Origin of the sequence: Pollutimonas thiosulfatoxidans, from assembly GCF_004022565.1 — a bacterium.
Lineage (GTDB): Bacteria > Pseudomonadota > Gammaproteobacteria > Burkholderiales > Burkholderiaceae_B > Pusillimonas_D > Pusillimonas_D thiosulfatoxidans.
In genome coordinates this window covers 1,649,597-1,674,623 of sequence record NZ_CP022987.1, presented here as the reverse complement: position 1 = coordinate 1,674,623, position 25,027 = coordinate 1,649,597, and the positions used below count along the sequence as shown (strand labels likewise).

Sequence of the window (25,027 nt, the reverse complement as noted above, 5' to 3'; positions counted from 1 at the left end):
GAAAGAAAATGAGTGATATCAACGAAGAACACGGTTCCGCCGCTGGCAAGCTTCCAGCAGTCGATCAAGCCGATCATGCTGCTGATGGCGGCCAGCCCACGTCGACGCGCGGCAAGGGCCGCAAATTGCGTACGCCCTTTCGTCGCCGACGCGGCGATGCGCCGACTGAGGGCGCCAACGCAACGTCAACGGGTGCGCCCGATGGAGAAGCTGCGCCGACAGACTCGGCCGAAGCCGCCGCTGCGGCCAAGCCCCCAAGAAACCCTCGACGCCGTAAACCCGCTGACAAGACGGCGGCTGGCCCGGGCGCGGGTAGCCCGGCGGCTGGGCCGGCGCGTGGCCGCGGGCGCGGTCCCAAGCCAGCCGAGCCGGCCCAGGCAGCCGAAGCCGAGAACGATGCCGAGCAGGCCCTGGCCTATCTCGAGACTGCTGCGCCGATGGCGCAACGCTTGGGCAAGTACCTGGGCAGCGACGCGCTGATGCCCAAGCTGCACAAGGTGCTGGCCGAAGCCGGAGTCGGTTCTCGTCGCGAGATGGAAGAGCTCATTATTGCCGGCCGGGTATCCGTCAACGGCGAGCCGGCTCATATCGGACAGCGGGTTGGCGAGAACGATCAGGTTCGCGTCAACGGCCGCGTCATTACTCGTCCAAGTGCGAAGAAGCCGCCGCGCATCATCCTGTATCACAAGCCGGCCGGCGAGATCGTCAGCCACGACGACCCTGAAGGTCGCGCTACCGTATTTGCGCGTCTGCCCAAGATGCGAGTGGGCAAGTGGCTCTCGGTAGGCCGTCTGGATCTGAACACCGAAGGCCTGCTTATCCTGACCACATCGGGCGATCTGGCCAACCGTCTGATGCATCCACGCTATGGCGCCGAGCGCGAGTACGCTGTGCGCGTTTTGGGCGAGCTCGGCGAAGAGCAGCAGGCCAGCCTGCTCAAGGGCATCGCCCTTGAGGACGGGATGGCGCAGTTCGGTTCGCTGGACTATTTGGGGGGCGAGGGCAGCAATCGCTGGTACCGCGTCACACTGAAGGAAGGCCGCAATCGCGAAGTCCGCCGCATGTTCGAGGCGGCAGGTGTGACGGTAAGCCGCCTGATACGCACTCGATTCGGTGAAGTGGTATTGCCACGCAATTTACGCCGCGGCCGGTGGGAAGAGCTGGATGGTTCCCTGGTCAACGCCCTGATGTTGCAGCTTGGGCTGTTGCGCGAAGATGACGGCGATGACGACGGTCGCCGCGAGCGGCAGCCTGCCTCGCACGATAGCGCCTTGCCACCAGGGTTTGGCACCATGGAGCGCAATGGCATGAACGGCGCCAAGCTCGGGCGTCGCGGCAAGTTGTCGGGCGGTCGGACAGTGCGCGGTTCGGTGGCAGAAAGCTATCCGTCTGATCCCTACGGTACCGGCCTTAGCTTCAGTGGCGGTTTGGCCAACGGCCACCCTAATGGCAACGGCAGTGGCCGGGCCAAGCCGGCCGGGAAGGGTCGCAAGCCGGCAGGGCAGCCACGGGGTCCGCGCGACGAGAACGCTGCACCGGCAGACCCACGTCGGCGGTCCACCCGTTCGGCCAAGCCCGGAGGCCCCAAGCCGGGCGGCGCTGGTCCCAAGGCAGGAGCGCCCAAGCCAGCGCGTGGCCCTCGCGGCAGCGCCAAGCCCAAAGCAACCGGCAACACCGGCGGTCGCGCCCGCAGCTCCGCAGCACGCGGCGACGATTGGCAGCCTCGCGGGGCGTCGGCGCACGAGTCGCACCTGGGCAAGCTGGGCGGCGGTCGTAACAGGTAGTCGGACGTACCGGGGGCGGCACTTGCCGCCCACTGTTGCTTTTTAAAGGTAAGGCCTAGACATCACAGGATTTTTATTGAGATTCTGTTAGAATGTAGGGCTTTACAGCTATATTGTTTTTGCCGCAGGGCGGTAACAAGTAGGTAGCAACTACGGCAATATTGGCGGCAATAACAGTGGGCTGGTGCATACAGCCCATTTTTTTTGGATTTTATGGCAGATATATTCGCTTTAACACAAGAGGCTCTGGCCGGAATGGAAGTCGAGCTTATCGACGTAGAACGCGCGCCCCTTGGGTTGCTGCGCGTTACCATCGACCGCCCGGAGGGTGTGCGAATCGAGGACTGCGAGCAGGTTTCAAAACAGTTGTCGCGCGTATTCGAGGTGGAAAACATCGACTACAAGCGTCTCGAGGTTGGCTCTCCTGGCACCGATCGGCCGCTCAAGCGCGTCGCCGACTTCATTCGGTCTGCCGATCAGCGTGTCGAAATCCGACTGCGTGAAGCTATCGATAATCGTAAGGTGTTTGTCGGCATGCTGCGCGTGCCCGAGGATGCGGCCAGTGTCGCTACACCGGTGTTCGGCCTGGTGCTCGAGGGCACCGAGCCCGACGCGCAAGTACTTGACTTCACTTTCGACGATGTCGATCGGGCCAAGTTGGATCCCATTCTAGATTTCAAGGGTAAGAAGCGATGAGTCGCGAAATTCTTTTATTGGTCGACGCCCTGGCGCGTGAGAAAAACGTAACGCGCGAAGTGGTTTTTGGTGCGCTTGAAAATGCGTTGGCTTCCGCCATGAAAAAACGCTTCAAGGAAGACGCCGATATCCGCGTCACCATAGACCGCGTTACCGGCGAGCACGAAGGTTACCGCCGGTGGCTGGTCGTGCCCGACGATGCGGGCTTGCAAGAGCCCGATCAGCAAGAGCTCTATTCAGACGCCCAGGAAATCGTCCCGGGTATCGAAGTGGGCGACTATATAGAAGAGGCGCTCGAGCCCGAAGAGTTCGGTCGCATTGGTGCCCAGGCTGCCAAGCAGGCCATCCTGCAGCGCATCCGCGATGCCGAGCGCGAACAAGTCCTTAGCGACTTCCTGGACCGCGGTGAAAACATCGTGTCCGGTACGGTCAAGCGCATGGACAAGGGCGATGCCATTATCGAAACCGGCAAGATCGAAGCCCGCTTGCCCCGCAGCGAACTCATCCCCAAAGAGAACATCCGGGTGGGCGATCGCATACGCGCCTGGGTGTTGCGTGTCGATCATGCAGCCAGAGGCCAGCAGGTCATTCTTTCGCGTACGGCGCCCGAGTTCATCCGTCAGTTGTTCGAGAACGAAGTGCCTGAAATCGAACAAGGCCTGCTCGAGATCAAGGCGGCGGCTCGCGATCCGGGCGTACGCGCCAAGATCGCGGTGGTTGCCTACGACAAGCGCATCGACCCGATCGGCACTTGCGTGGGCATGCGCGGGTCGCGCGTCACCGCAGTGCGCAACGAATTGGGCGGCGAACAAGTCGATATCGTTCTGTGGGCGGATGATCCGGCCGAGTTCGTTATTGGCGCGCTGGCGCCCGCTCATGTCGACTCCATCGTGGTCGATGAAGACAAGCACGCCATGGACGTCGTGGTCGACGCCGAGAACCTGCCAAAGGCCATCGGCGCCCGCGGCCAGAACGTGCGCCTGGCTTCCGAGCTCACGGGTTGGCAGATCAACATCATGACGCCCGAAGAAAGCCAGAATCGCCAGGAAGAAGAGCGTACCGGCCTGCGCGCGGCGTTCATCAGCAAGCTGGATGTCGATGAAGAAGTGGCCGACATCCTGATCGATGAAGGGTTCACCGGGCTGGAAGAGATCGCCTACGTGCCCATGCAGGAGTTGCTCGAGATCGAAGCCTTCGATGAAGACACGATCAACGAACTGCGCACCCGTGCCCGTAACGCACTGCTGACCGAGGCAATCGCCCAGGAAGAGCGTGTGCAGACGGTTGCCCAGGATTTGCTGGAAATAGAAGGAATCACGCCTGAACTGGTTGCCAAGCTGGCCGATGCCGAGGTTCTCACCCTCGACGACCTGGCAGAACTGGCCACCGACGAGTTGTCCGAAATTACCGGTTTGACCGAAGACGAAGCAAGTCAAATGATTATGCGCGCCCGGGCTCACTGGTTTGAAGACGACGCTTGACACACTAGTGGCAACCCAAGGTGTGTTTATTGAAAATAGTTGTAGTAAGCAAGAGAGAGTCGAATGCCGAGTAACACCGTCGCCCAGTTCGCTGTTGAACTGAAAATGCCTGCGAACGCACTGCTGGAGCAGTTGCGTTCCGCTGGCGTTGAACTCAAGTCGGTTGACGATGCCGTCACCGACGCGGATAAGGCGAAACTCCTTGATTCGTTACGCCGTGCACATGGCGGAAACGAGGGCAAGAAAATAACCTTGACGCGCCGTCAAACCTCCGAAATCCGGCAGGCTGACGGCTCCGGCCGTTCGCGCACCATCCAGGTCGAGGTGCGCAAGAAGCGCGTGTTCGTCAAGCGCGATCCCTCCGAGCTGGTGGCAGAAGCCGCTCGTAGCGAAGTCGCCGACCAAGCACCCGACAATCTCGACGCTGCACTCGCTGCGCCTGTGCCCGAGGCTGGTCAGGCACCCGAAGCCCAGGCTGCCGCAACACCTGTCGCCGATATGGTTTCGCCGCAAGCGGCAGACAAGCCGGTAGAGCCCGAAGCAGCGCCAGTCCAGGAAGCAGTGCCGGCCGAACAGCCCGCACAGCCTGAGCCTGTCGCAGACGCCAAGCCTGTTCAAGAGGCTGCTGCTGCCGACAAGGCTGAAGCCGAAGTTGCAACGCCGGCCGAGTCGGCCGAGCCGGTCGCGCAAGCGCCTGCCGCCGCGACCGACCCCGAGCCTGCAGCGCCGTCCGAAACTGCGCCCGTAGCGGCTCCCGAAACCGCGTCTGTCACTGCGGCTCCCGAGAAGCCTGCTGCAAAAGCTCCTGCGAAGACAGCCGCTCGCGGCACCAAGACGGCCGCCAAGCGTACGTCAGCCGTCGAGCCCGTAGAAGACGAAGACCGTCAACGCGCCCGTCAGGCAGCCGAGGCTGAAGCCGCTGCCTTGCGCGATATGCTTAACCGTCCTCGCAAGGTCTTGAAAGCTCCCGAGCCCGAGGCCCCTGGTATATCCGGTACGTTGCACAAGCCTGCTGGTGTCAAGGGCGCCAAGAAAGACGCCAAGGGCGCTCCCGGCGACGTCAAGAAAGTCATCAAGGCGTCCGAGGTGTCATCGTCCTGGACAGATGACAGCGGGCGCAAGAAGCCGGCTGCCAAGGCCGACGCCCCACCTGCCAGCCCCAGCCGCGACGGCTGGCGTGCCGGCGGCAAGGCGGGCAAGGGCAACAAGGGCGGCAATGCCCGCGGTCGTGGTCGCAATGCGCAACCCGAACGCAAGGAAATTCAACCGGTCGAGTTCATCGCGCGTGAAGTCCATGTGCCTGAAACCATTTCTGTGGCCGACCTGGCTCACAAGATGTCAGTCAAGGCCGCCGAGGTCATCAAGCACCTGATGAAGTTGGGCCAGATGGTCACCATCAATCAGGTGCTCGACCAGGAAACCGCCATGATCGTGGTCGAAGAGCTCGGCCATACGGCTATCGCGGCCAAGCTCGACGACCCGGAAGCCTTCCTCGAGATTGCAGAAGGTCCCGAGGCCGAAACCTTGCCGCGTGCACCGGTCGTAACCGTGATGGGCCACGTCGATCACGGCAAGACGTCCTTGCTTGACTACATTCGCCGCGCCAAGGTCGCGTCGGGCGAAGCGGGTGGCATTACCCAGCATATCGGGGCGTATAACGTCAAAACCGATCGCGGCATGGTCACCTTCCTGGACACCCCGGGCCACGAGGCGTTTACCGCCATGCGTGCACGCGGCGCCAAGGCGACCGACATTGTCATTCTTGTGGTTGCTTCGGACGACGGCGTCATGCCGCAAACCAAAGAGGCCATCCATCATGCCAAGGCAGCAGGTGTGCCGCTGGTGGTCGCCATTACCAAGATCGACAAGCCCGACGGCAATCCAGAGCGGGTAAAGCAAGAACTTGTCGCGGAAGAAGTCGTGCCCGAAGAGTACGGTGGCGACGTCCCCTTCATTGGCGTTTCTGCCAAGACGGGCGAAGGCATCGATAACCTCCTCGAGAACGTGCTGCTGCAGGCCGAGATCCTTGAGCTCGCCGCTGCGGTCGATGCACCCGCCAAGGGCATCGTGATCGAAGCGCGCCTCGACAAGGGTCGCGGTCCGGTGGCGACCATCCTTGTGCAGAGCGGCACTTTGAACCGCGGTGATGCGGTGCTGGCCGGCGCAAGCTATGGCCGCGTGCGAGCCATGCTCAACGAGAATGGCAAGCCTGTCACCAGTGCCGGTCCTTCCATGCCAGTCGAGATCCAAGGCCTTACCGATGTGCCGGCGGCGGGTGACGAAGTCATCGCCATGGTCGACGAACGCAAGGCCCGCGAGATCGCGCTGTTCCGTCAGGGCAAGTTCCGCGACGTCAAGCTGGCGCGCCAGCAGGCGGCCAAACTCGAGTCCATGTTCGACAACCTGGGCGAAGGCACGCAAACTTTGGCACTTATCGTCAAGACGGACGTGCAGGGCTCGCAAGAAGCGCTGGTGTCCTCGCTTACCAAGCTGTCCACCGACGAGGTCCGTGTGCAAGTCGTGCATGCCGCCGTGGGCGGTATCTCGGAAAGCGACGTCAACCTGGCGATTGCCTCGAACGCCGTGATCATCGGCTTTAACGTACGCGCCGAGCAAAGCGCCAAGAAGCTGGCCGACAACAACGGTATCGACTTGCGCTACTACAACATCATTTACGATGCGGTAGACGACGTACGTCAGGCTTTGTCCGGCATGCTGGCGCCCGAGAAGCGCGAAGAAGTCATCGGCATGGTCGAGATCCGCGAGGTCTACAGCGTGTCGCGTATCGGCAATATTGCAGGTTGCATGGTCACCGACGGTGTCGTGCGACGCGATGCCCAGGTGCGCCTGTTGCGCAACCATGTGGTGCACTGGACGGGCTGGATCGACTCCCTGCGTCGCTTCAAAGACGATGTCAAGGAAGTCAAGTCGGGCTTCGATTGCGGTATCACCCTCAAGGGCAATAACGATATCGAAGTCGGCGACCAGCTCGAGGTCTTTGAAATCAAAGAAATCGCCCGGACGCTGTAATAATGGGTCGACACAAGTCCAAACCAAATCCGGGGCGCAATACCCGGCTGGCCGATCAGATCCAAAAGGATCTGGCCGGCCTGATACAGCGCGAACTCGACATATCGCGGGCTGGGCTTATTACGCTTACGGGTGTCGAGCTCTCGGCCGACTATGCGCACGCCAAGGTCTATTTCACGGTCATGGGTGCCGAGCCGGAAACGGCCACGGCGGCCCTGGCAGAGAAAGCAGGCTGGTTGCACTCCCTGCTGTTCAAGATGCTGCACATCCATACTGTGCCCACCTTGCGCTTCATCCACGACGACCAGCTCGCTCGCGGCCTGGCCTTGTCGCAGCTGATCGATCAGGCCAATCGGCCTCAGGCTGAAGTGTTCAAGCCCTCGGAACCCGAGGATCCGGACGAGCAGCCTTAAGAGGCTGTCGTTTTTTTTCATGGATTTATAAACGATGGCTTCCCGACGCGGGCAGATGCTCGATGGTGTCTTGTTGCTGGATAAACCGGAAGGTTTATCGAGCTTCCACGCCTTGCAGCGGGCCAAGCGCGCACTGGATGCCCGCAAGGCTGGCCATACCGGCACACTCGATCCTTTCGCCACCGGCCTGTTGGTATGCTGCCTGGGTCGCGCAACCAAGTTGTCCGGTCAGATGCTGGAGGCGGACAAGGGCTATGTTGCGACGATCCGCTTTGGGCAGGAAACCGACTCGGGTGACCTGACCGGTAACATTGTCAGTACCGCGCCGGAAGGCCATCAGGGCCCCGAGCGCGAGGCCCTGGAGCAAGTGCTTGCCCAGTTCCGGGGTGACATCCTGCAAATTCCGCCGATGTACTCGGCCTTGAAGCGCGATGGAAAGCCCTTGTACGAGTACGCGCGGCAAGGCATAGAATTGGACAGGCCGGCCCGGCCTGTCACCATTTATCAACTGGAACTCTTGAGCCTGGACGGGCTTGAGGCGGTCATCCAGGTTCAGTGCAGCAAGGGAACATATATTCGTACCCTGGCTCAAGACATTGGACGCCAGCTTGGCTGTGGGGCGCATCTGAAAGCACTTCGACGCACCAGCGTCGGGCCTTTCCAGTTGAGCGACGCAGTGGGACTGGAGGCTTTGCAAGCCATGGCTGCACCTCAGACGGTCTTGATTGCCCTGGACGCCTTGCCCGCCGGTCTGTCGCCGGAAACTATTACACCAAAGGATGAATTATGAATCGCGCTTTGCGCAATGTGGCCATCATCGCCCACGTCGACCATGGCAAGACCACATTAGTGGATCAGTTGCTGCGTCAGTCCGGAACCTTCCGCGATAATCAAGCACTTACCGAACGCGTGATGGATTCCGGCGACATCGAAAAAGAACGCGGGATCACCATCCTGGCCAAGAACTGCTCGGTACAGTATGAAGGCACGCACATCAATATCATCGATACCCCGGGACACGCGGATTTCGGCGGCGAAGTCGAGCGCGTGCTGTCCATGGTGGACGGTGTGGTGCTGCTGGTCGATGCCGTTGAAGGGCCCATGCCGCAGACCCGTTTTGTGACGCGCAAGGCGCTTGCATTGGGTCTGAAGCCCATCGTGGTCGTCAACAAGATAGATCGTCCCGGCGCGCGTCCGGACTTCGTCATCAACGCCACTTTCGATCTGTTCGACAAGCTGGGCGCCACCGAAGAACAACTGGACTTTCCGGTGATTTATGCGTCTGGCCTTTCGGGCTATTCCGGCTTGACCGCTGATGTGCGCGATGGCGACATGCGTCCGCTGTTCGACGCCATACTTCGTCATGTGCCCCAGCGCGAGGACGATCCGGACGGACCCTTGCAGATGCAGGTCATTTCGTTGGACTACAGCACCTACGTTGGCAAGATAGGCGTGGGGCGTATCAATCGCGGACGCTTGCGCGCTGCCCAGGATATCGTCATCAAGTTCGGTCCGGACGGAGAGCCCATCAAGGGCCGCGTCAACCAGGTGCTCAAGTTCAAGGGTCTGGAGCGTGTGCAAGTCGAAGAGGCTCAGGCCGGCGATATTGTTCTGATCAACGGTCTGGACGAGATCGGCATTGGTTGCACCATTACTGACCCCTCGCAACCGGATGCTTTGCCGATGCTGCGCATCGACGAGCCCACATTGACCATGAACTTCATGGTCAATACCTCGCCGCTGGCGGGTCGCGAAGGCAAGTTCGTAACCAGCCGCCAATTGCGCGACCGCCTGGATCGCGAGCTGAAGGCCAACGTAGCGCTACGGGTTAACGAAACCGATGACGATACGGTATTCGAAGTATGTGGCCGTGGCGAACTGCACCTGACTATTCTGCTGGAAAACATGCGTCGCGAAGGTTACGAGCTTGCCGTCTCGCGTCCCCGTGTCTTGCTCAAAGAGCAGGACGGCGTACGCATGGAGCCGTACGAACTGCTGAGCGTGGACGTCGAAGACGCCCACCAGGGCGGCGTGATGGAAGAATTGGGCCGGCGCAAGGGCGATCTGCAGGATATGCAGGCCGACGGCCGCGGACGTACGCGTCTGGAGTACCGCATTCCGGCTCGCGGCCTGATCGGATTCCAGGGCGAGTTCATGACCTTGACGCGTGGTACCGGCCTGATGAGCCATATTTTCGACGACTATGCGCCCATGAGGGAAGGTGGTGTGGGCGAACGCCGAAATGGGGTGCTGATCAGCCAGGACGACGGCACCGCAGTGGCCTATGCCTTGTGGAAACTTCAGGAACGTGGCCGTATGTTCGTGTCGCCGCAGGAACCTGTGTACGAAGGCATGATCATCGGCATCCACAGCCGCGACAACGACCTGGTCGTGAACCCTATCAAGGAGAAGAAGCTCACCAACGTGCGCTCATCCGGCAAGGACGAGCATATCGACCTGGTACCGCCCATACAGTTGACGCTCGAGTACGCAGTGGAGTTCATCAGCGACGATGAGCTGGTTGAGGTCACGCCGAAATCCATACGCCTGCGCAAGCGCTATCTGCAAGAGCACGAGCGTCGCCGCATGTCGCGCGAGGCCAGTTAAGCTAGACGCTGTCTGCCAACCCATAACGCCCCATATTCGTATGGGGCGTTATGTTTTTGGGACTACGGTCTACATGCCGCCCAGGCATACGTATTTTATTTCCATGAAATCGTCCATGCCGTATACAGAACCTTCGCGGCCCAGGCCTGACTGCTTGACGCCGCCGAAGGGCGCGACTTCGTTGGAGATCAGTCCGGTATTGACGCCTACCATGCCGTACTCCAGTGCTTCGGCGACGCGGAATATGCGTGCCACATCGCGACTGTAGAAGTAGGACGCCAAGCCATACTCGGTGTTGTTGGCCAATTCAATAACATGGGCCTCGTCAGTGAACTTGACAACGGGTGCGAGCGGACCGAAGGTCTCTTCGCGCATGCACAGCATCTCTTCGGTAATGTCGGACAGTACGGTGGGCTGGAAGAATCGCCCGCCCATTGCATGGTCTTTGCCACCCGTGGCGATTTTTGCACCCTTGCCAAGTGCATCTTTGACGTGCTCGCGCACCTTGGCGACCGCGGCATCGTCGATCAGTGGGCCTTGGGTCACCTGGTCGGTAAAGCCATCGCCCACCTTCAGGTTGGTGACCTTGGCGGTGAATTTCTCGAGGAAGCTATCGTAGACCGACGCATGAACGTAGATGCGGTTGGTGCAAACGCAGGTTTGTCCCGCGTTGCGGTATTTGGCGATCATGGCCCCCTCGACGGCAGCGTCCAGGTCGGCATCTTCGAACACGATGAAGGGAGCGTGGCCGCCAAGCTCGAGCGACAGCTTCTTGAGGGTAGGCGCGCTTTGCTGCATCAGGATGCGTCCCACCGGGGTCGATCCGGTGAACGTCAGCTTGCGCACGACTGGGCTGTCGCACAGCGTTTTGCCGATGTCGATGGAGCGCTCGCTGTCTGCCGTGATGATGTTAAGCACGCCTGCGGGAATGCCGGCCCGATGTGCCAGCTCGGCAAGTGCCAGCGCCGACAGCGGGGTTTGTTCGGCCGGTTTAAGGATGACGGTGCAGCCTGCGGCCAGCGCGGGCGCCACTTTGCGGGTGATCATGGCGTTGGGGAAATTCCAGGGCGTAATCGCAGCGCACACACCGATGGGTTCGCGCATGACCAGCATGCGGTTGGCCTTGTTGGGCGAAGCCATGATGTCACCGCTGACGCGCTTGGCCTGTTCGGCGAACCACTCGACAAATGAAGCGCCATAGACGATCTCGCCTCGTGATTCGGCGATCGGCTTGCCCTGTTCCAGTGTCATCAATTGCGCGAGATCTTCGGCATTGGCAATGATGAGATCAAACCAGCGGCGCAGGATCTCGGCTCTTTCCTTGCCCGTTCGTGCCCGCCAGGGACGAAACGCCTTATTGGCCGCGCGTATGGCGTTTTCGGCGTCGGCCACTCCCATGTTGTCCACTTGGGCGATGGGCTTGCCGTTGGCCGGATTGTCGACAGCAAAGGTGCTGCCGTCTGGCGCGTGCACCCATGTGCCATCAATATACGACTGCGTCTTGAACAGTGCGGGGTCTTTCAGGGGGTGGGGCAGGTCGGTAACGTTCATGGTCTATCCGTTATTGGGGGAGGGCGGGCGCTACTTCGCGCTCTTCGGCAAAATCGGCGCAGAATGTTTCTATTTTGCTCATCACGACGTCGAGGTCGTCAGTTATCGTGAGCAGGTCCAGATCGTGCGGGCCGATAAGTTGATTAAATAATAGTTCACTTTTGATCCAATCGATGAGCCCCGACCAGAATTCCGTGCCGATCAACACGATGGGAGCCGGCGGAACCTTACGGGTCTGAACCAGGGTCAGGACTTCGAACAGTTCGTCCAGCGTGCCGAATCCACCGGGCAGCGCGATATAGGCCGCGCTATGCATGAAGAAGGTGGCTTTGCGCGAATAGAAGTAGTCGAACGTGAGGCTGTGGGTTTGGTATTGGTTGTTGCTGGCCTCGCGGGGCAGTTTGATATTAAGCCCCACGCTATGGCCGCCTGCTTCGAAGGCCCCCTTGTTGGCAGCTTCCATGATGCCCGGGCCCCCGCCTGCGATAACGGGCAGGCCGGCTTTGGCCAGGCGGGCTCCCACGCCTTCGCTTAACGCATAATAAGGAGAGTCGGGCCGGATCCGGGCGCTGCCAAACACGCTGACACCCCAGCCGATTTCCCGCAATGTTTCGGCAGCGGCCTTCATCTCTGACATAATCGCAGGGATCTGCTCGCTTGCCGGCAAACGTACTATTCTATTGTTTGACATGAAAAAAACCTTGTTGCTTGTTGATGGTTCCAGCTACCTGTATCGGGCTTATCATGCGATGCCCGACCTGAGAAACGCCAAGGGAGAGCCCACCGGCGCGCTCTATGGGGTCATCTCCATGTTAAGGAGACTGCTGGTTGATTACAAGGCGGACTACGCCGCCTGCGTTTTCGATGCTCGTGGAAAGACTTTTCGCGACGATATCTACCCTCTGTACAAGGGCAACCGACCGTCGATGCCCGACGAACTCTCAGCACAAATCGAGCCCATACACAGGGCGGTTACTGCCCTGGGATGGCCTGTATTGGCGGTGCCGGGCGTAGAGGCGGACGACATTATCGGTACATTGGCGTGTCGCGCCACGCTAGAGGACGTGCGGACGGTGATATCGACCGGTGACAAGGACTTGGCTCAGTTGGTCAATGAGCATGTTGAGCTGGTCAACACCATGAGTGGAGAACGCCAGGATATCGCGGGCGTCATGAAAAAATTTGGTGTGTCCCCAGCACAGATTGTAGACTTTTTAATGTTGACCGGCGATTCGGTGGACAATATTCCCGGGGTGCCCAAGGTGGGCCCCAAGACCGCAGCCAAGTGGCTGGCAGAGTTCGGCAGTGTCGATGCCCTGGTCCAGAATGCGGATGCCATCAAGGGCGTGGCAGGGCAGAACCTGCGGGCCGCGCTTGGCGACTTTCCCATGACGCGGCAGCTCTTGACGGTCAAGACCGACTGCGAAATTCCGGATCTGGCGCAAGGCCTGGCTGGCCTTACACCCCGTGCGCAAGATCTGGACGCCCTGATTCAGTTGTATGACGAATACGGGTTTCGCACCTGGCTGCGCGAGCTTAGCGGCGACAGCGAGCGTGTGCCGGCCCAGGACAGCCGTGTGCCCGAAGAGGTCCCCGCCGCCCCGGCCACTACCGATTATGAAACCATACTGGATGCCGAAGCACTCGGGCGGTGGTTGACGCTGGTGCAAGGGGCCGAGCTTGTTGCCCTGGACACTGAAACCACCTCGCTTGATCCCATGGTGGCCCGCCTGGTCGGCTTGTCGCTGTCGGTGCAACCCGGTGTGGCCTGCTATATTCCCGTGGGCCATCGTGGCCCCGATCGGGTCGAGCAGCTTCCCAAACAACAGGTGCTCGATACCCTGCGCCCCTGGCTCGAGAACGCCGGCGCGGCCAAACTGCTGCACAACGCCAAGTACGACGCGCATGTATTGTTGAATGAAGGCGTGGCGCTGGCCGGCATCACTGAAGACACGATGTTGCAGGCCTATGTGCTCGAATCGCACCGGCGCGTCAATATGCAAGAGCTGGCCGAGCGCTGGCTCGGCCGTACCGGCACGACGTACGAGGATCTTTGCGGCAAGGGCGCCAAACAGATCTGCTTTGACGAAGTCGATGTGCAGACGGCCTCTTTCTACGCATGCGAGGATGCAGACTTCACCTTGCAACTGCACCAGACCCTGCGCCCCAAGGTCGCGACCGACCCCGGCCTGGACGCCATCTATCAGCTTGAGGTCAAGGTGTCGGCTGTATTGACGACCATAGAACGCAATGGCGTGGCCATCGATGCCGCCTTGTTGGCCAGGCAAAGCCACGAATTGGGCCAGCAACTGCTGGCACTGGAAGAGCAGGCTTATGCGCTGGCAGGCCAGCCCTTCAACTTGAATTCGCCCAAGCAGCTGGGCGAGGTCCTTTTTCAGCGCATGGAATTGCCCGTGGTTCGCAAGACAGCCAGTGGCGCGCCATCGACCGACGAAGACGTGCTGACCAAGCTGGCGCGCGACTATCCCTTGCCGGCGCTATTGCTGGAATACCGCGGCATGGCCAAGCTCAAGTCGACCTACACCGACAAGCTTCCCCGGATGATCAACCCCAGTACGGGACGCGTGCATACGCGCTATGCACAGGCGGCGGTCATAACCGGCAGGCTGGCCTCGTCCGATCCCAACCTGCAGAACATACCCGTGCGCACGGCGGAAGGGCGACGTGTTCGGGCGGCCTTTGTGTCCTCTTTGGGCAAGGTGGTCTCGGCCGACTATTCTCAGATAGAACTGCGTGTGATGGCCCACGTTTCCGATGACGAGAACCTGTGCCGCGCTTTTGAGCAGGGCGACGACATACATAGGGCAACCGCAGCCGAAGTATTCGGGGTTGCACCAGGAGACGTATCTTCCGAACAGCGACGCGCCGCCAAGGCGATCAATTTCGGCTTGATTTACGGCATGGGCGAGTTCGGCCTGGCTTCCAACCTGGGCATCACGCGGGACGCGGCCAGGGCTTATATCGATCGATACTTCACGCGCTATCCGGGGGTAGCGGCGTATATGGAGCAGACCAAGCGCATGGCACGCGAACTGGGCTATGTCGAGACCGTGTTCGGACGACGCCTTTGGCTGCCCGAACTGCGCGGCGCCAAAGGTCCACGCCAGGCCGCCGCCGAACGTGCCGCCATTAACGCACCCATGCAAGGTACGGCAGCCGACCTGATCAAGATGGCCATGGTGGCGGTACAGGACTGGATACACGCCGAGAAGCTGCAGACGCTGCTTGTCATGCAGGTACATGACGAACTGGTGCTCGACGTCCCAATGCAGGAAGTAGACCTGGTCGCCAGCCGCTTGCCCGACCTGATGTGCAATGTGGCCAAGCTGGTCGTACCGCTGGTTGCCGAAGTGGGCCAGGGCCCCAACTGGGAGCAGGCTCACTGATTGCCCGCTGGCAAGCTTATTGAACCCACCAAGGAGCCGATATGTCTTTTTCTCGCATTACCGGGCTGGCTGCAAGTACCATCCATACCGACACGAGTGGCTTGCGCGAAGGGCAGGTGCAAATGCCTACTTTCGACGGCACGATACCCGCGTATTATGCGGCGCCTGCCGACGTGCCAGCGCCACCAGTGGTGTTGGTCATACAGGAAATCTTCGGCCTGCACGAACATATCCGGGACGTCTGCCGCCGCTACGCCCAGGCGGGATACCTGGCCGTCGCCGTAGAGCTGTATCAGCGTCAGGGCGATGCCGGCCAGTACACCGACACTGCTGCGCTCATACGCGACATCGTTGCCAAAGTGCCCGATGAACAAGTGTTGGCCGACCTGGACGCCAGCGCAGACTGGGCCGCAACGCAGGGTGGCGATATTACACGGCTGGGCGTGACCGGATTTTGTTGGGGCGGCCGCCTGACATGGATGTACGCCGCGCACAGCGACCGCTGCAAGGCAGGGGTTGCGTGGTACGGCAAGCTTGCCACCGGCCATGGTCCGCTGCAATCACGTCATCCTGTGGACGTGGCCGCGCAATTGCGTGCGCCCGTGCTTGGACTGTATGGCGGGAAGGACAGCAGCATCCCGCTTGAGGATGTGCGCCGCATGGAGGCCGCGTTGGCAGAGGGCGGACCGATAGCCCAGCAGTCCAGGCTTGTCGTCTATCCCAAGTCAGGCCATGCTTTCTATGCCGACTATCGGCCCAGTTATGTTGCGCAGGATGCGCAAGACGCCTGGGCCAAGTGCCTGGCCTGGTTCGACCAGTATCTGGTCTGAACCCACGGTTACAAGGTCGGGGCGGTTTGCAATGCGTGTATGCGTGCCGCTATGGGCGGGTGCGAAGCAAAGATGGCGCTGATGGCGCCGCCGCCGGAGATACCGGACGCCTGGAATGCCTTGGGCAGTTCGCCTGCTTCGACACCACCCAGACGGGCCAGCGCCCGTATCATGGGTTCGCGCGAGCCCAGCAACCGGGCCGAGCCGGCATCAGCGCGGTATTCGCGCTGGCGCGAGAACCACGCCACGATAATTGAAGCGAGTATCCCGAACGCAATCTCGCAGGCGATGACGGTCGCGTAATAGCCCAGGCCAACGCCGCGGTCATTTTTCAGGACGACCCGATCCACAAAGTAGCCCACGACACGGGCAAGAAAAATAACGAAGGTGTTGACCACGCCCTGGATCAGGGTGAGGGTGATCATGTCGCCATTGGCGATGTGGGCAACCTCATGGGCCAGTACGCCCGCCACTTCTTCTTCGGACATGCTGGACAACAAGCCCGTGGATACGGCCACCAGGGAATCGTTCTTGAACGCGCCGGTGGCAAAGGCGTTGGGTGCGCCGTCGTAGATGGCGACTTCCGGCCTGCCGATGCCGGCACGATCAGCAAGTTGGTGGACCGTGTCGACCAACCAGGCCTCTTGTGCCGTGGCCGGGGCCTGCGGGTCGATCACGCGGGCACCGGTCGACCTTTTGGCCATCCATTTGCTGATCAGCAGCGAAAAGATCGCTCCGGTGAAGCCGATCAGAGCGGCAAAAATCAGCAGTTGGGTCAGGTCCAGGCCGTTGGCGGTCAGGTAGCGGCCGACGCCCAGGATACTCATGGTGGCGCTGAGCACCAGCATGACGGCAATGTTGGTCAAGAGGAAGAGAAAAATTCGTTTCATGTTTTTTATATTCAGAAAGTCGCGAGCAGGATTATGACTTGGAATATGGTGGCAGGTTCCGCAATTTAAAGCGGCCGCCAGCCATATTTCTTTCCATCCATCAGAGTATAGTAACGGCTTGGCGTCTAATCTGAATTTCGGTTGAGTGCATGCAGTCTCTGTGGATGTTGCTGGCGAGTTTGATGTTTGCTGCGATGGGGGCGTGCATCAAAGTCGCTTCAGATTATGGCGCGACCCTACCCCACGTCGTCCTGTTTCGCGGTCTGCCCTCTGTCATCTTGCTTTTCTTCTGGACGCAGGCCACGCATAGAAGCCTCAGGCCCTCCAGTTGGACACTGCATATCTGGCGCAACCTGACGGGCATCGCCTCGATGTGGCTGGGGTTCTATGCCATTGCGCACCTGCCCCTGTCGACGGCTATCAGCCTGAACTACACCGCGCCGCTGTTCATCGCTGGATGGATGCTCGGGTGGGGCGGCACGCAGCGTGATCCCGTGCGCATCGTCGCCGTGATGCTGGGCTTTATCGGCGTGGTCGCTGTCCTGCGCCCCAGCATCGGGCACGACCATTTTTTTGCCGCTACCTTGGGGCTGTGCGCCGGCGCCATGTCTGCTGTCGCCATGATGCAGATCCGAAAGTTGGGCCGTATCGGCGAACCCGAGTGGCGCACTGTTTTCATTTTCTCTTGCTTTGCCTGCTTGTCCGGCGTGGTCGGCATCGCCGTGTACGGCTGGCGCGACATCGGTATTGCGGCATGGCTGGCCCTTACTGGAGTCGGCCTGTTCGGCCTGGTCGGGCAGTTGGCAATGACGCGGGCCTTCGGTTTGGGTTCCGCGCTATTGACGGCGGCCTTGCAATATACAACTATTATCTTCGCAGCCATGTTGGGCATTGCCTTTTGGGACGACGCGCCCGATATCCTGGCATGGGCAGGGATGGCGCTGATCATTGCTTCCGGGCTACTGTCCATCTGGCGCACTTATAGCGAAGACCGGGTCATGCGTGGGCAAGCCAGCCCCGCTCCGGCCGCTCCACCTACAGCAACACAGGAGACCGGTAGTGCTTGATTTATTGATAGAGGCTTCTGCCCTGCGCGATAAACTTCCCTCGCGCGAATGGCTGGTGTTCGACGTGCGCCACGATCTTGCCGATCCTGCCGCTGGCCGCCATGCCTACGAACAGGGGCATATTCCTGGTGCCTTGTTTCTCGATCATGAACAGCAGTTGTCGGCTGCCAAAACCGGTCGCAACGGGCGTCACCCCTTGCCCGAGCGCCAGGAGTTCGCCGCGTTCATGCGTACGCAGGGCTTGACGCGGCAGTCGCGGGTGTTGGTCTACGACGGCGGCAACAGCATGTTTGCCTCCCATGTCTGGTGGATGCTGCGCTGGCTGGGCCACGACAAGGTCGTTGTGCTGAACGGAGGCTGGCCTGCGTGGGTGGCCGCTGGTGGCGCGGTCGAGACCGGCTCCAACAGCCCCCGACTTACCGAGGCGCAAGCGGTCCAGGATCTCGGTTTGCCTGCAGCGCCTGGCATGAAGACGGTCGACGTGCAGGCGGTGCTGGCCAATCTGGATGCGCCCGCATTCACCTTGTTGGATGCGCGCTCAGCGGAGCGCTATCGCGGTGAGACCGAGCCGCTGGATCCGGTGGCCGGCCACATCCCTGGTGCACTGAATCGTCCCAGCAACCTTAATGTCGGGCCGGACGGGCGCTTCCGTCCTGTCACCGAGCTTCGCCACGAATTCGATGCGTTGTTGCAGGGCCGCGATGCGGCGCAGATGGTACACCAGTGCGGCTCGGGCATAAGCGCCTGCCATAACCTTTTTGCCATGGAACTGGCCGGGTTGCCAGGCTCTGCCGTGTATCCGGGTTCCTGGAGCGAGTGGTGCAGCGATCCCGCTCGGCCGGTGGCCCGATCAGAGGCCTGAGGCGTCTTCCATCATGAGACGGTACCACTCGTGGAAGTGCTGCATGCCGTCTTCCATGGGCGACTGGTAAGGCCCGGCCTCGTTGACGCCACGGCGCATCAGCGCGAGGCGTCCGGCATCCATGCGTTCGGCTATCTCGTCATCTTCAATGGCGGTTTCCATATAGGCGGCGCGTTGTGCCAGGACGAATTCGCGCTCGAACGCTGCGATGTCTTCCGGATAATAGAATTCCACAATATTGAGGGTTTCCTGTGGGCTGACCGGGTGAACCGTCGACAGCACCAGCACGTGAGGGTAGAGCTCTATCATGTGGGTCGGAAAATAAGTTACCCACACAGCGCCAAAGTCGGGCTCGTCGCCGCCACGGTAATCCAGCAGGCGATCGTGCCACTGGCGATAGACCTCCGTGCCGGGCTGGTTCAGGGACTGGTTGATCCCGACCCGCTGAGAGCTGTACCAGTCGGCCAATTCCCATTCCAGGTCGTCGCAGGTAACAAATTTACCCAGGCCGGGGTGGAACGGCCCGACGTGGTAGTCCTCCAGATAGACTTCAATGAAGGTTTTCCAGTTGTAGTGGCATTGATGCACTTCGACGTGGTCGAGAACGTAGTCGCTGAAATCGAACTCCGGCCGTTGGAACAGCGCAGCCATGTCGGCGGCTGGGTCGCGTGGTCCCTCGAACAACAAACCATGGCAGTTTTTCAAGGTGTAGCGCGCCAGGTCCATGCAAGGTGTCTGGGGAAACTGCGGTGCACCCAGCAATTTGCCTTGCTTGCTGTAGGTCCAGCGGTGCAGCGGGCACACGATGTTGCCGCCCGTGTCTTGCAGATTGCCGTGGGCGCTGCCCGGGTCGGTGACTTGACCTGTCCGTCCGCCCAGCATGATGGCCTGCCGGTGTCGGCAAACGTTGGAGATCAGTTCGACGCCGCCGGCATTGCGCACCAGCACACGCCCGGCATGCTCTTGTGCCAGGGTGCGCCAGTCGCCCACTTCGGGGACGAGCTTTTCGTGGCCGATGTAAATTGCGGAATTCTTGAAAATGCGTTCCTGCTCTTGGGCAAAAACGTCTGGGTCAAAATAGCTGCTGACTGAAAGCTGGCTTTGTGCCGGCGCAAAATGCGCTTCCCGACCGATATCGGTCATGGTTCCCCCCGCTGTGATGAAACCAGGGCGGTATTTGTAAAGCCCTGGTGCGAAGAAAAAAACGGACTGGCCGATGATGATGTGTAAACAAAAAGTGTACCCCAGAAAGCAGCCGGCAAAAAGTATGCCGGCAGCCCGTTCGGGCAGCCAAGCCGAGCATCTCGTACAATTTGCCTTGGTACAGAACCGGGCGCCGTAACGGCACCCCGCATTTTCGGAATACGTCATGAACGACATCAACACGGGATCCACGCCTCCCGGCGGCGACAGCGCAGCTAATTTACCCAAAGACTTCGAAACGGCGTTGGCCCAGCTCGAATCGCTGGTAGCCCAGATGGAAGACGGCACGCTGGCCCTGGACCAGTCTTTGGCGGCTTACGAGCGCGGGGTCGAACTTGCCCGCATCTGCCAGCAACGACTCGATCACGCCGAGCAACAGGTACGGGTATTGCAAGAGAACCTGCTCAAGCCCATGCCGGGCGCCGCCCTGGGTGACGAGGGTTAAGGATGCCGCGTAGAACCTTGGATTTTTCCGACTGGCTGACCGACCGCGTACATCATATAGAAAGCGTGCTCGAGCAGGCTCTGCCGGCGTCCACGGTAGTGCCCGGCAGTTTGCACGATGCCATGCGCTACGCAGTACTGGGTGGAGGCAAGCGGGTACGTGCCGCCCTGGTTTATGCCGCGGGCGAAGCATCGCTGTCGGCCGGTACCGCCGCTTCCGCCCAGGAAATCGCCCTGGATCACGCTGCTGCGGCGGTCGAGCTGATCCACGCCTATTCGCTGGTACACGACGACTTGCCCTGCATGGACGACGATGCCTTGCGCCGGGGCAGGCCGACGGTACACGTGAAATATGGTGAAGCCACCGCCATGCTGGCCGGCGATGCCTTGCAGCCCTTGGCTTTTGAGCTGATCGGCCTGATGCCGATTGCGCCTGCGCTGGTCGTGCAGGCGACTCAACTGCTGGCCCGGTCGGCCGGTAGCCTGGGTATGGTGGGCGGTCAGGCCATCGATTGCGAGAGCGTCGGTAAAGTACTGGCCGCAGAACAACTGCAGCAGATGCACAGCATGAAGACGGGCGCCATGCTCGAAGCCAGTGTCTTGTTGGGAGGCATCGTGGCCGGGGCAGGCTCGTCGGCAAGGCAGGGGCTGGAAACCTATGCCGCCGCCATCGGGCTGGCGTTCCAGGTGGTGGACGACATCCTGGATGTCACCGCCGACACTGCTACGCTGGGCAAGACGGCGGGCAAGGACGCCGCCGGCAACAAGCCGACCTATGTTTCGAGCATGGGGCTGGAGGGTTCGCGCGAGTTGCTGCAATCCTTGCATGCCCAGGCCCGCAACGCCTTGCTACCGCTGGGGCCGTCCGCCGCCCGCCTGGCTGAGATCGCCGATTTCATCGTCGGACGAGACCGTTAACCGCGCCGCTAACGCCCGTATCACAGAGCGCCTAAAATGCACTCTGCACTGGATTTCATGATTCGTATGTCTACTGTCTCTCTTGACCACATCAATACACCGGCCGATCTGCGCGGCCTGGACCGCGCCGAACTCAAAGAGGTTGCCGATGAACTGCGCGAGTTCGTGCTTCGGTCGGTATCCAGAACGGGCGGCCATCTGTCCTCCAATCTGGGCACGGTCGAATTGACGATCGCCTTGCATCATGTCTTCAACACCCCATTTGACCGCATAGTCTGGGATGTGGGCCATCAGTCGTATCCTCACAAGATACTGACCGGACGCCGCGAACAAATGGCCCAGCTGCGTCAGGCGGGCGGCATTTCAGGCTTTCCGCGTCGCTGCGAGTCCGAGTACGACGCATTCGGTACCGCCCACTCATCCACCTCTATCTCTGCCGTGCTGGGCATGGCGGTCGCATCGCGTAATGCAGGCCTGGACCGCCAGCATATTGCCGTGATCGGCGATGGCGCGATGACCGCCGGCATGGCTTTCGAAGCGCTCAACAATGCGGGGGTGACTCCAGACGTCAATGTGCTGGTGGTACTGAACGACAACGACATGTCGATCTCTCCACCGGTGGGGGCGCTCAACCGCTATCTGGCGCGACTGCTGTCGGGCGGCTTCTATGCGGCCGCCAAGAACGTCGGCAAGGCGGTACTGCAACACGTGCCCACCATGCTAGAGCTGGCGCGTCGTTTCGAAGGTCACGCCAAAGGCATGGTGTCACCGGCAACTTTGTTCGAAGAGCTGGGCTTCAACTATGTCGGGCCCATCGACGGCCACGATCTGGACGCCCTTATTCCCACGCTGGAAAATCTGAAGGCCTTGGGCGGTCCCCAGTTTCTGCACGTCGTGACCAAGAAGGGGCAGGGTTACAAGCTTGCTGAAGCCGATCCCGTGCTCTATCACGGTCCGGGCAAATTCGATCCCGATGTCGGTATCCAGAAGTCCGGCAGTCCGTCGCGGCAAACCTTTACCCAGGTGTTCGGGCGCTGGTTGTGCGACATGGCCGCTGCCGACGAGCGCCTGGTGGGTATCACGCCGGCCATGCGCGAGGGCAGTGGACTGGTGCAGTTTGAGCAGCAGTTTCCCACACGCTACTTCGATGTGGGCATCGCCGAGCAGCACGCAGTGACCTTCGCCGGCGGACTGGCTTGCGAAGGGCAAAAGCCGGTACTGGCCATCTACTCCACCTTCCTGCAGCGCGGCTACGATCAGTTGATTCATGACGTGGCCCTGCAAAACCTGGACGTTACCTTTGCGCTGGACCGCGCCGGAATAGTCGGTGCCGACGGCGCCACGCATGCGGGCAACTTCGATATTGCCTTTTTGCGTTGCATCCCCAACATGGTGGTGGCGACGCCGTCGGACGAAAACGAGACACGCCTGCTGCTTAGCACCTGTTATCAGCATCCCGGGCCGGCATCGGTCCGATATCCACGTGGCGCGGGGCGCGGCGTGGCGGTAAGCGAAAGTCTCGACACCGTCGAGATCGGCAAGGCGATCATGCGGCGCGAAGGGCGCGGCATCGCGATTCTGGTCTTTGGCACCTTGCTGCCGGACGCAACGCAGGCAGCCGAAAGCCTGGGCGCCACGGTGGTCGACATGCGCTTTGTCAAACCCCTGGATCAGGCCATGCTCGCCGGTCTGGCCGAGAATCACACAGCCTTTGTAACGGTGGAAGAAGCGGCCATTATGGGAGGGGCGGGTAGTGCTGTGCTTGAATCTCTCAGCGCGCAGTCCATTCAGGTGCCGCTACTGATGCTGGGCCTGCCGGACCGGTTCATCGATCACGGAGACCAGGCTTTCATCCTGAGCGAGCTGGGCCTGGATGCCCGCGGAATAGAGCGGTCGATACGGGAACGTTTCGGCGCCTTGTGCCCTCCAATTGCAGAGGCGCCTGCTGATTTGAAGTAAAGTAAGCTTACTCTTCCCCTACGTGGCGCCTCTTGAACCGTAGCGCTTTACAGGCATTTAATTCATGAATATTTTGATAGACCCGGTGGTTGCCATGCCCGATGTGCAAAGCAGCCAAGACACGCGACGTATCGCGATTCAGCGCGTAGGCGTGCGTGGTGTACGCCATCCCATGCTGGTGATGACGACCGACGGTCCTCAGGCTACCGTGGCCAACTGGGAACTTACCGTGGGCCTGCCGGCTCACGAGAAGGGTACGCATATGTCGCGTTTTGTGGCCTTGCTCGAAAAGTACCGCCGGATCCCCATGACGCCCGCTGGATTTTGCCAGATGGCCGACGACATGTTGCCGCTGCTCCAGGCAAAGCATGGCGACATCAGCGCCAGCTTTCCGTACTTCATGAGCAAGACTGCTCCGGTGTCGGAGGTCGTCAGCCTGATGGATTACGAAGTGACATGGACGGCCCGTACCCGGGCCGGCATGCCGACGCAGTTCGAAGCCGTGGTGCTGGTTCCCGTTACCAGTCTATGCCCGTGCTCCAAGGCCATTTCAGAGTACGGCGCCCATAACCAGCGCTCGCACGTTACCGTCGAAATTGTCTACGCTGATGGCGCCCAGGCCGATATTGATGGCTTGATCCGCATGGTGGAAAAGGAGGCATCCTGCGAATTATGGGGCTTGCTCAAGCGTACGGACGAGAAGTTCGTCACTGAACGCGCATACGAGAATCCAAAATTCGTCGAAGACCTGGTGCGCGACGTGGCGGCCCGGCTGCAAGACTTGCCGGCAATTCAGCGCTACAAGGTGGTGGCCGAGAATTTCGAATCCATACATAACCACTCGGCCTACGCGGTGGTCGAAGGCTAAGCCTTACGCCCTTCGCACCCGCCCATTGCCAGAATTGCGCCAAAATGCTATTATCACTGGCTGTTTCTTGCTCGACCAACTGTAAAGAAGACTAGGCATTTAGCCTATAAACCTTGTTTGGGTTGGCGGGCTGACCCTTTTGGCCTTGAAGCCAAAAGATATCCACAAGGAGTGTTTTATGCGTCACTACGAAGTAGTGTTTATCGTGCATCCCGATCAAAGCGAGCAAGTGCCCGCCATGATCGAGCGCTATCAGTCTGTCGTTACCAGCAATGGCGGCCAGGTCCACCGTTTGGAAGATTGGGGCCGTCGCCAGTTGGCATACCCCATCCAGAAGCTCGTCAAAGCGCATTATGTGTGCTTTAACATCGAATGCGGACAGACCGTTCTCGATGAACTCGAGCATTCGTTCCGCTACAACGACGCCATCTTGCGCCACCTGATCATCAAAGCCAAAAAGGCTCACACGGCACCGTCCGTCATGATGAAATCGGTCGAGCGCGAAGAGGCCCGCAAGGCAGGCGCCGAGGCAACGACGTCGGCTCCCGCTCCTGCCCCCACCACGACGGCTGAAGCCGAGTAAATGGGGCTGGTGTCCCACGTCCACTCGTGAATCAGCTCGTTTTGACTGCTACTGCCCTCGAGGTCCAGCCATTGCGCTATACCCCGGCAGGTCTGCCTGCAGTCGAAATGATCTTGGATCACGCTTCCGAGGTCCAGGAAGCCGGGCAGCTACGCCGGGTCGAAATGGTACTGTCGGCGGTGGCGCTGGGAGACATCGCTTTGCTGTTGGCTGACACCCCGCTGGGTGCATCGTTGTCGATACAGGGGTTTTTAGCTCCGGTACGCAAAGGCGCAAGCAAGCTGGTGTTGCATATACAGCAGGCGGATCGGGTTTTTGCCGGCGACGCGACAGTCGTCGTATAGCAGGAATTCATGGCACATCAACGCGCGGGTGCATATTGCGCCAGGCGCATGGAATATACAGTCCGGACACGTTCCGGAAACTAAAGAGGC

General features: G+C 60.5%; 21 protein-coding genes. 17 read left to right on the top strand and 4 right to left on the bottom strand.

Annotation, left to right across the window (positions count from 1 at the left end; translation table 11 throughout):
* The first annotated feature begins 8 nt into the window (after positions 1-8).
* The 7 genes from CKA81_RS07990 to typA all read left to right on the top strand — a co-directional run bounded on the left by CKA81_RS07990 (position 9) and on the right by typA (position 10,011).
* A complete protein-coding gene (locus CKA81_RS07990) occupies positions 9-1,784 on the top strand; it encodes a pseudouridine synthase (RefSeq protein ID WP_128354834.1) in 1,776 nt (591 codons plus the stop codon).
* 213 nt (positions 1,785-1,997) lie between these two features.
* Positions 1,998-2,480: a ribosome maturation factor RimP gene (rimP, locus tag CKA81_RS07985; protein WP_128354833.1), complete on the top strand. Its 483-nt coding sequence runs from the start codon at positions 1,998-2,000 to the stop codon at positions 2,478-2,480.
* Positions 2,477-3,961, top strand: coding sequence for a transcription termination factor NusA (nusA, locus tag CKA81_RS07980; protein WP_128354832.1), 1,485 nt, complete (start codon positions 2,477-2,479; stop codon positions 3,959-3,961). The genes rimP and nusA overlap by 4 nt, the downstream gene beginning before the upstream one ends.
* Positions 3,962-4,024: 63 nt before the next feature.
* On the top strand, positions 4,025-6,991 hold the full coding sequence (infB, locus tag CKA81_RS07975; protein ID WP_128354831.1) for a translation initiation factor IF-2: 2,967 nt from the start codon (positions 4,025-4,027) through the stop codon (positions 6,989-6,991).
* A gap of 2 nt (positions 6,992-6,993) precedes the next feature.
* Positions 6,994-7,404 carry a 30S ribosome-binding factor RbfA gene (rbfA, locus tag CKA81_RS07970; protein ID WP_128354830.1) on the top strand — a complete coding sequence of 137 codons (411 nt, stop codon included), beginning with the start codon at positions 6,994-6,996 and terminating at the stop codon, positions 7,402-7,404.
* A gap of 34 nt (positions 7,405-7,438) precedes the next feature.
* Complete coding sequence (gene truB / locus CKA81_RS07965; protein WP_128354829.1) at positions 7,439-8,194, top strand: tRNA pseudouridine(55) synthase TruB; 756 nt, start codon at positions 7,439-7,441, stop codon at positions 8,192-8,194.
* Positions 8,191-10,011 carry a translational GTPase TypA gene (gene typA, locus CKA81_RS07960; protein ID WP_128354828.1) on the top strand — a complete coding sequence of 607 codons (1,821 nt, stop codon included), beginning with the start codon at positions 8,191-8,193 and terminating at the stop codon, positions 10,009-10,011. The genes truB and typA overlap by 4 nt, the downstream gene beginning before the upstream one ends.
* A gap of 69 nt (positions 10,012-10,080) precedes the next feature.
* Here the strand turns inward: typA and CKA81_RS07955 are convergent, their stop codons facing one another.
* Positions 10,081-11,562, bottom strand: a complete 1,482-nt coding sequence (locus CKA81_RS07955; protein ID WP_128354827.1) for an NAD-dependent succinate-semialdehyde dehydrogenase — start codon at positions 11,560-11,562, stop codon at positions 10,081-10,083.
* Between the two features lie 10 nt (positions 11,563-11,572).
* Positions 11,573-12,253 (bottom strand): LOG family protein, encoded by a 681-nt coding sequence (locus CKA81_RS07950; protein ID WP_128354826.1) that lies wholly within the window; start codon positions 12,251-12,253, stop codon positions 11,573-11,575.
* On the opposite strand from CKA81_RS07950, the gene polA reads away from it, so the two are divergent.
* The gene (gene polA, locus CKA81_RS07945) at positions 12,252-14,969 is read left to right on the top strand and encodes a DNA polymerase I (protein WP_128354825.1); all 2,718 of its coding nucleotides are present in this window, start codon (positions 12,252-12,254) and stop codon (positions 14,967-14,969) included. The genes CKA81_RS07950 and polA overlap by 2 nt on opposite strands.
* A gap of 41 nt (positions 14,970-15,010) precedes the next feature.
* On the top strand, positions 15,011-15,799 hold the full coding sequence (locus CKA81_RS07940) for a dienelactone hydrolase family protein (protein ID WP_128354824.1): 789 nt from the start codon (positions 15,011-15,013) through the stop codon (positions 15,797-15,799).
* 8 nt (positions 15,800-15,807) lie between these two features.
* Here the strand turns inward: CKA81_RS07940 and htpX are convergent, their stop codons facing one another.
* A complete protein-coding gene (gene htpX / locus CKA81_RS07935) occupies positions 15,808-16,689 on the bottom strand; it encodes a protease HtpX (RefSeq protein WP_128354823.1) in 882 nt (293 codons plus the stop codon).
* A gap of 149 nt (positions 16,690-16,838) precedes the next feature.
* On the opposite strand from htpX, the gene CKA81_RS07930 reads away from it, so the two are divergent.
* Positions 16,839-17,756, top strand: a complete 918-nt coding sequence (locus CKA81_RS07930; protein ID WP_128354822.1) for a DMT family transporter — start codon at positions 16,839-16,841, stop codon at positions 17,754-17,756.
* The gene (locus CKA81_RS07925) at positions 17,749-18,618 is read left to right on the top strand and encodes a sulfurtransferase (protein WP_128354821.1); all 870 of its coding nucleotides are present in this window, start codon (positions 17,749-17,751) and stop codon (positions 18,616-18,618) included. The genes CKA81_RS07930 and CKA81_RS07925 overlap by 8 nt, the downstream gene beginning before the upstream one ends.
* Here CKA81_RS07925 and CKA81_RS07920 read toward each other — a convergent pair.
* On the bottom strand, positions 18,607-19,761 hold the full coding sequence (locus CKA81_RS07920) for an aromatic ring-hydroxylating oxygenase subunit alpha (RefSeq protein WP_128354820.1): 1,155 nt from the start codon (positions 19,759-19,761) through the stop codon (positions 18,607-18,609). The two genes, CKA81_RS07925 and CKA81_RS07920, sit on opposite strands and share 12 nt — an antisense overlap.
* 226 nt (positions 19,762-19,987) lie before the next feature.
* Here CKA81_RS07920 and CKA81_RS07915 point away from each other — a divergent pair, with 226 nt between their 5' ends.
* From CKA81_RS07915 to priB, 6 genes are all read left to right on the top strand, one after another.
* Positions 19,988-20,266, top strand: a complete 279-nt coding sequence (locus tag CKA81_RS07915; RefSeq protein ID WP_128354819.1) for an exodeoxyribonuclease VII small subunit — start codon at positions 19,988-19,990, stop codon at positions 20,264-20,266.
* A 2-nt stretch (positions 20,267-20,268) separates the two neighbouring features.
* Positions 20,269-21,183: a polyprenyl synthetase family protein gene (locus CKA81_RS07910; RefSeq protein ID WP_128354818.1), complete on the top strand. Its 915-nt coding sequence runs from the start codon at positions 20,269-20,271 to the stop codon at positions 21,181-21,183.
* A gap of 66 nt (positions 21,184-21,249) precedes the next feature.
* Positions 21,250-23,142: a 1-deoxy-D-xylulose-5-phosphate synthase gene (dxs, locus tag CKA81_RS07905; protein ID WP_128354817.1), complete on the top strand. Its 1,893-nt coding sequence runs from the start codon at positions 21,250-21,252 to the stop codon at positions 23,140-23,142.
* 64 nt (positions 23,143-23,206) lie between these two features.
* Positions 23,207-24,010 (top strand): GTP cyclohydrolase FolE2, encoded by an 804-nt coding sequence (gene folE2 / locus CKA81_RS07900; RefSeq protein WP_128354816.1) that lies wholly within the window; start codon positions 23,207-23,209, stop codon positions 24,008-24,010.
* 178 nt (positions 24,011-24,188) lie between these two features.
* Positions 24,189-24,593, top strand: coding sequence for a 30S ribosomal protein S6 (rpsF, locus tag CKA81_RS07895; protein WP_128354815.1), 405 nt, complete (start codon positions 24,189-24,191; stop codon positions 24,591-24,593).
* Between the two features lie 26 nt (positions 24,594-24,619).
* Positions 24,620-24,937 carry a primosomal replication protein N gene (gene priB, locus CKA81_RS07890; protein ID WP_128354814.1) on the top strand — a complete coding sequence of 106 codons (318 nt, stop codon included), beginning with the start codon at positions 24,620-24,622 and terminating at the stop codon, positions 24,935-24,937.
* The last annotated feature ends 90 nt before the right edge of the window (positions 24,938-25,027 follow it).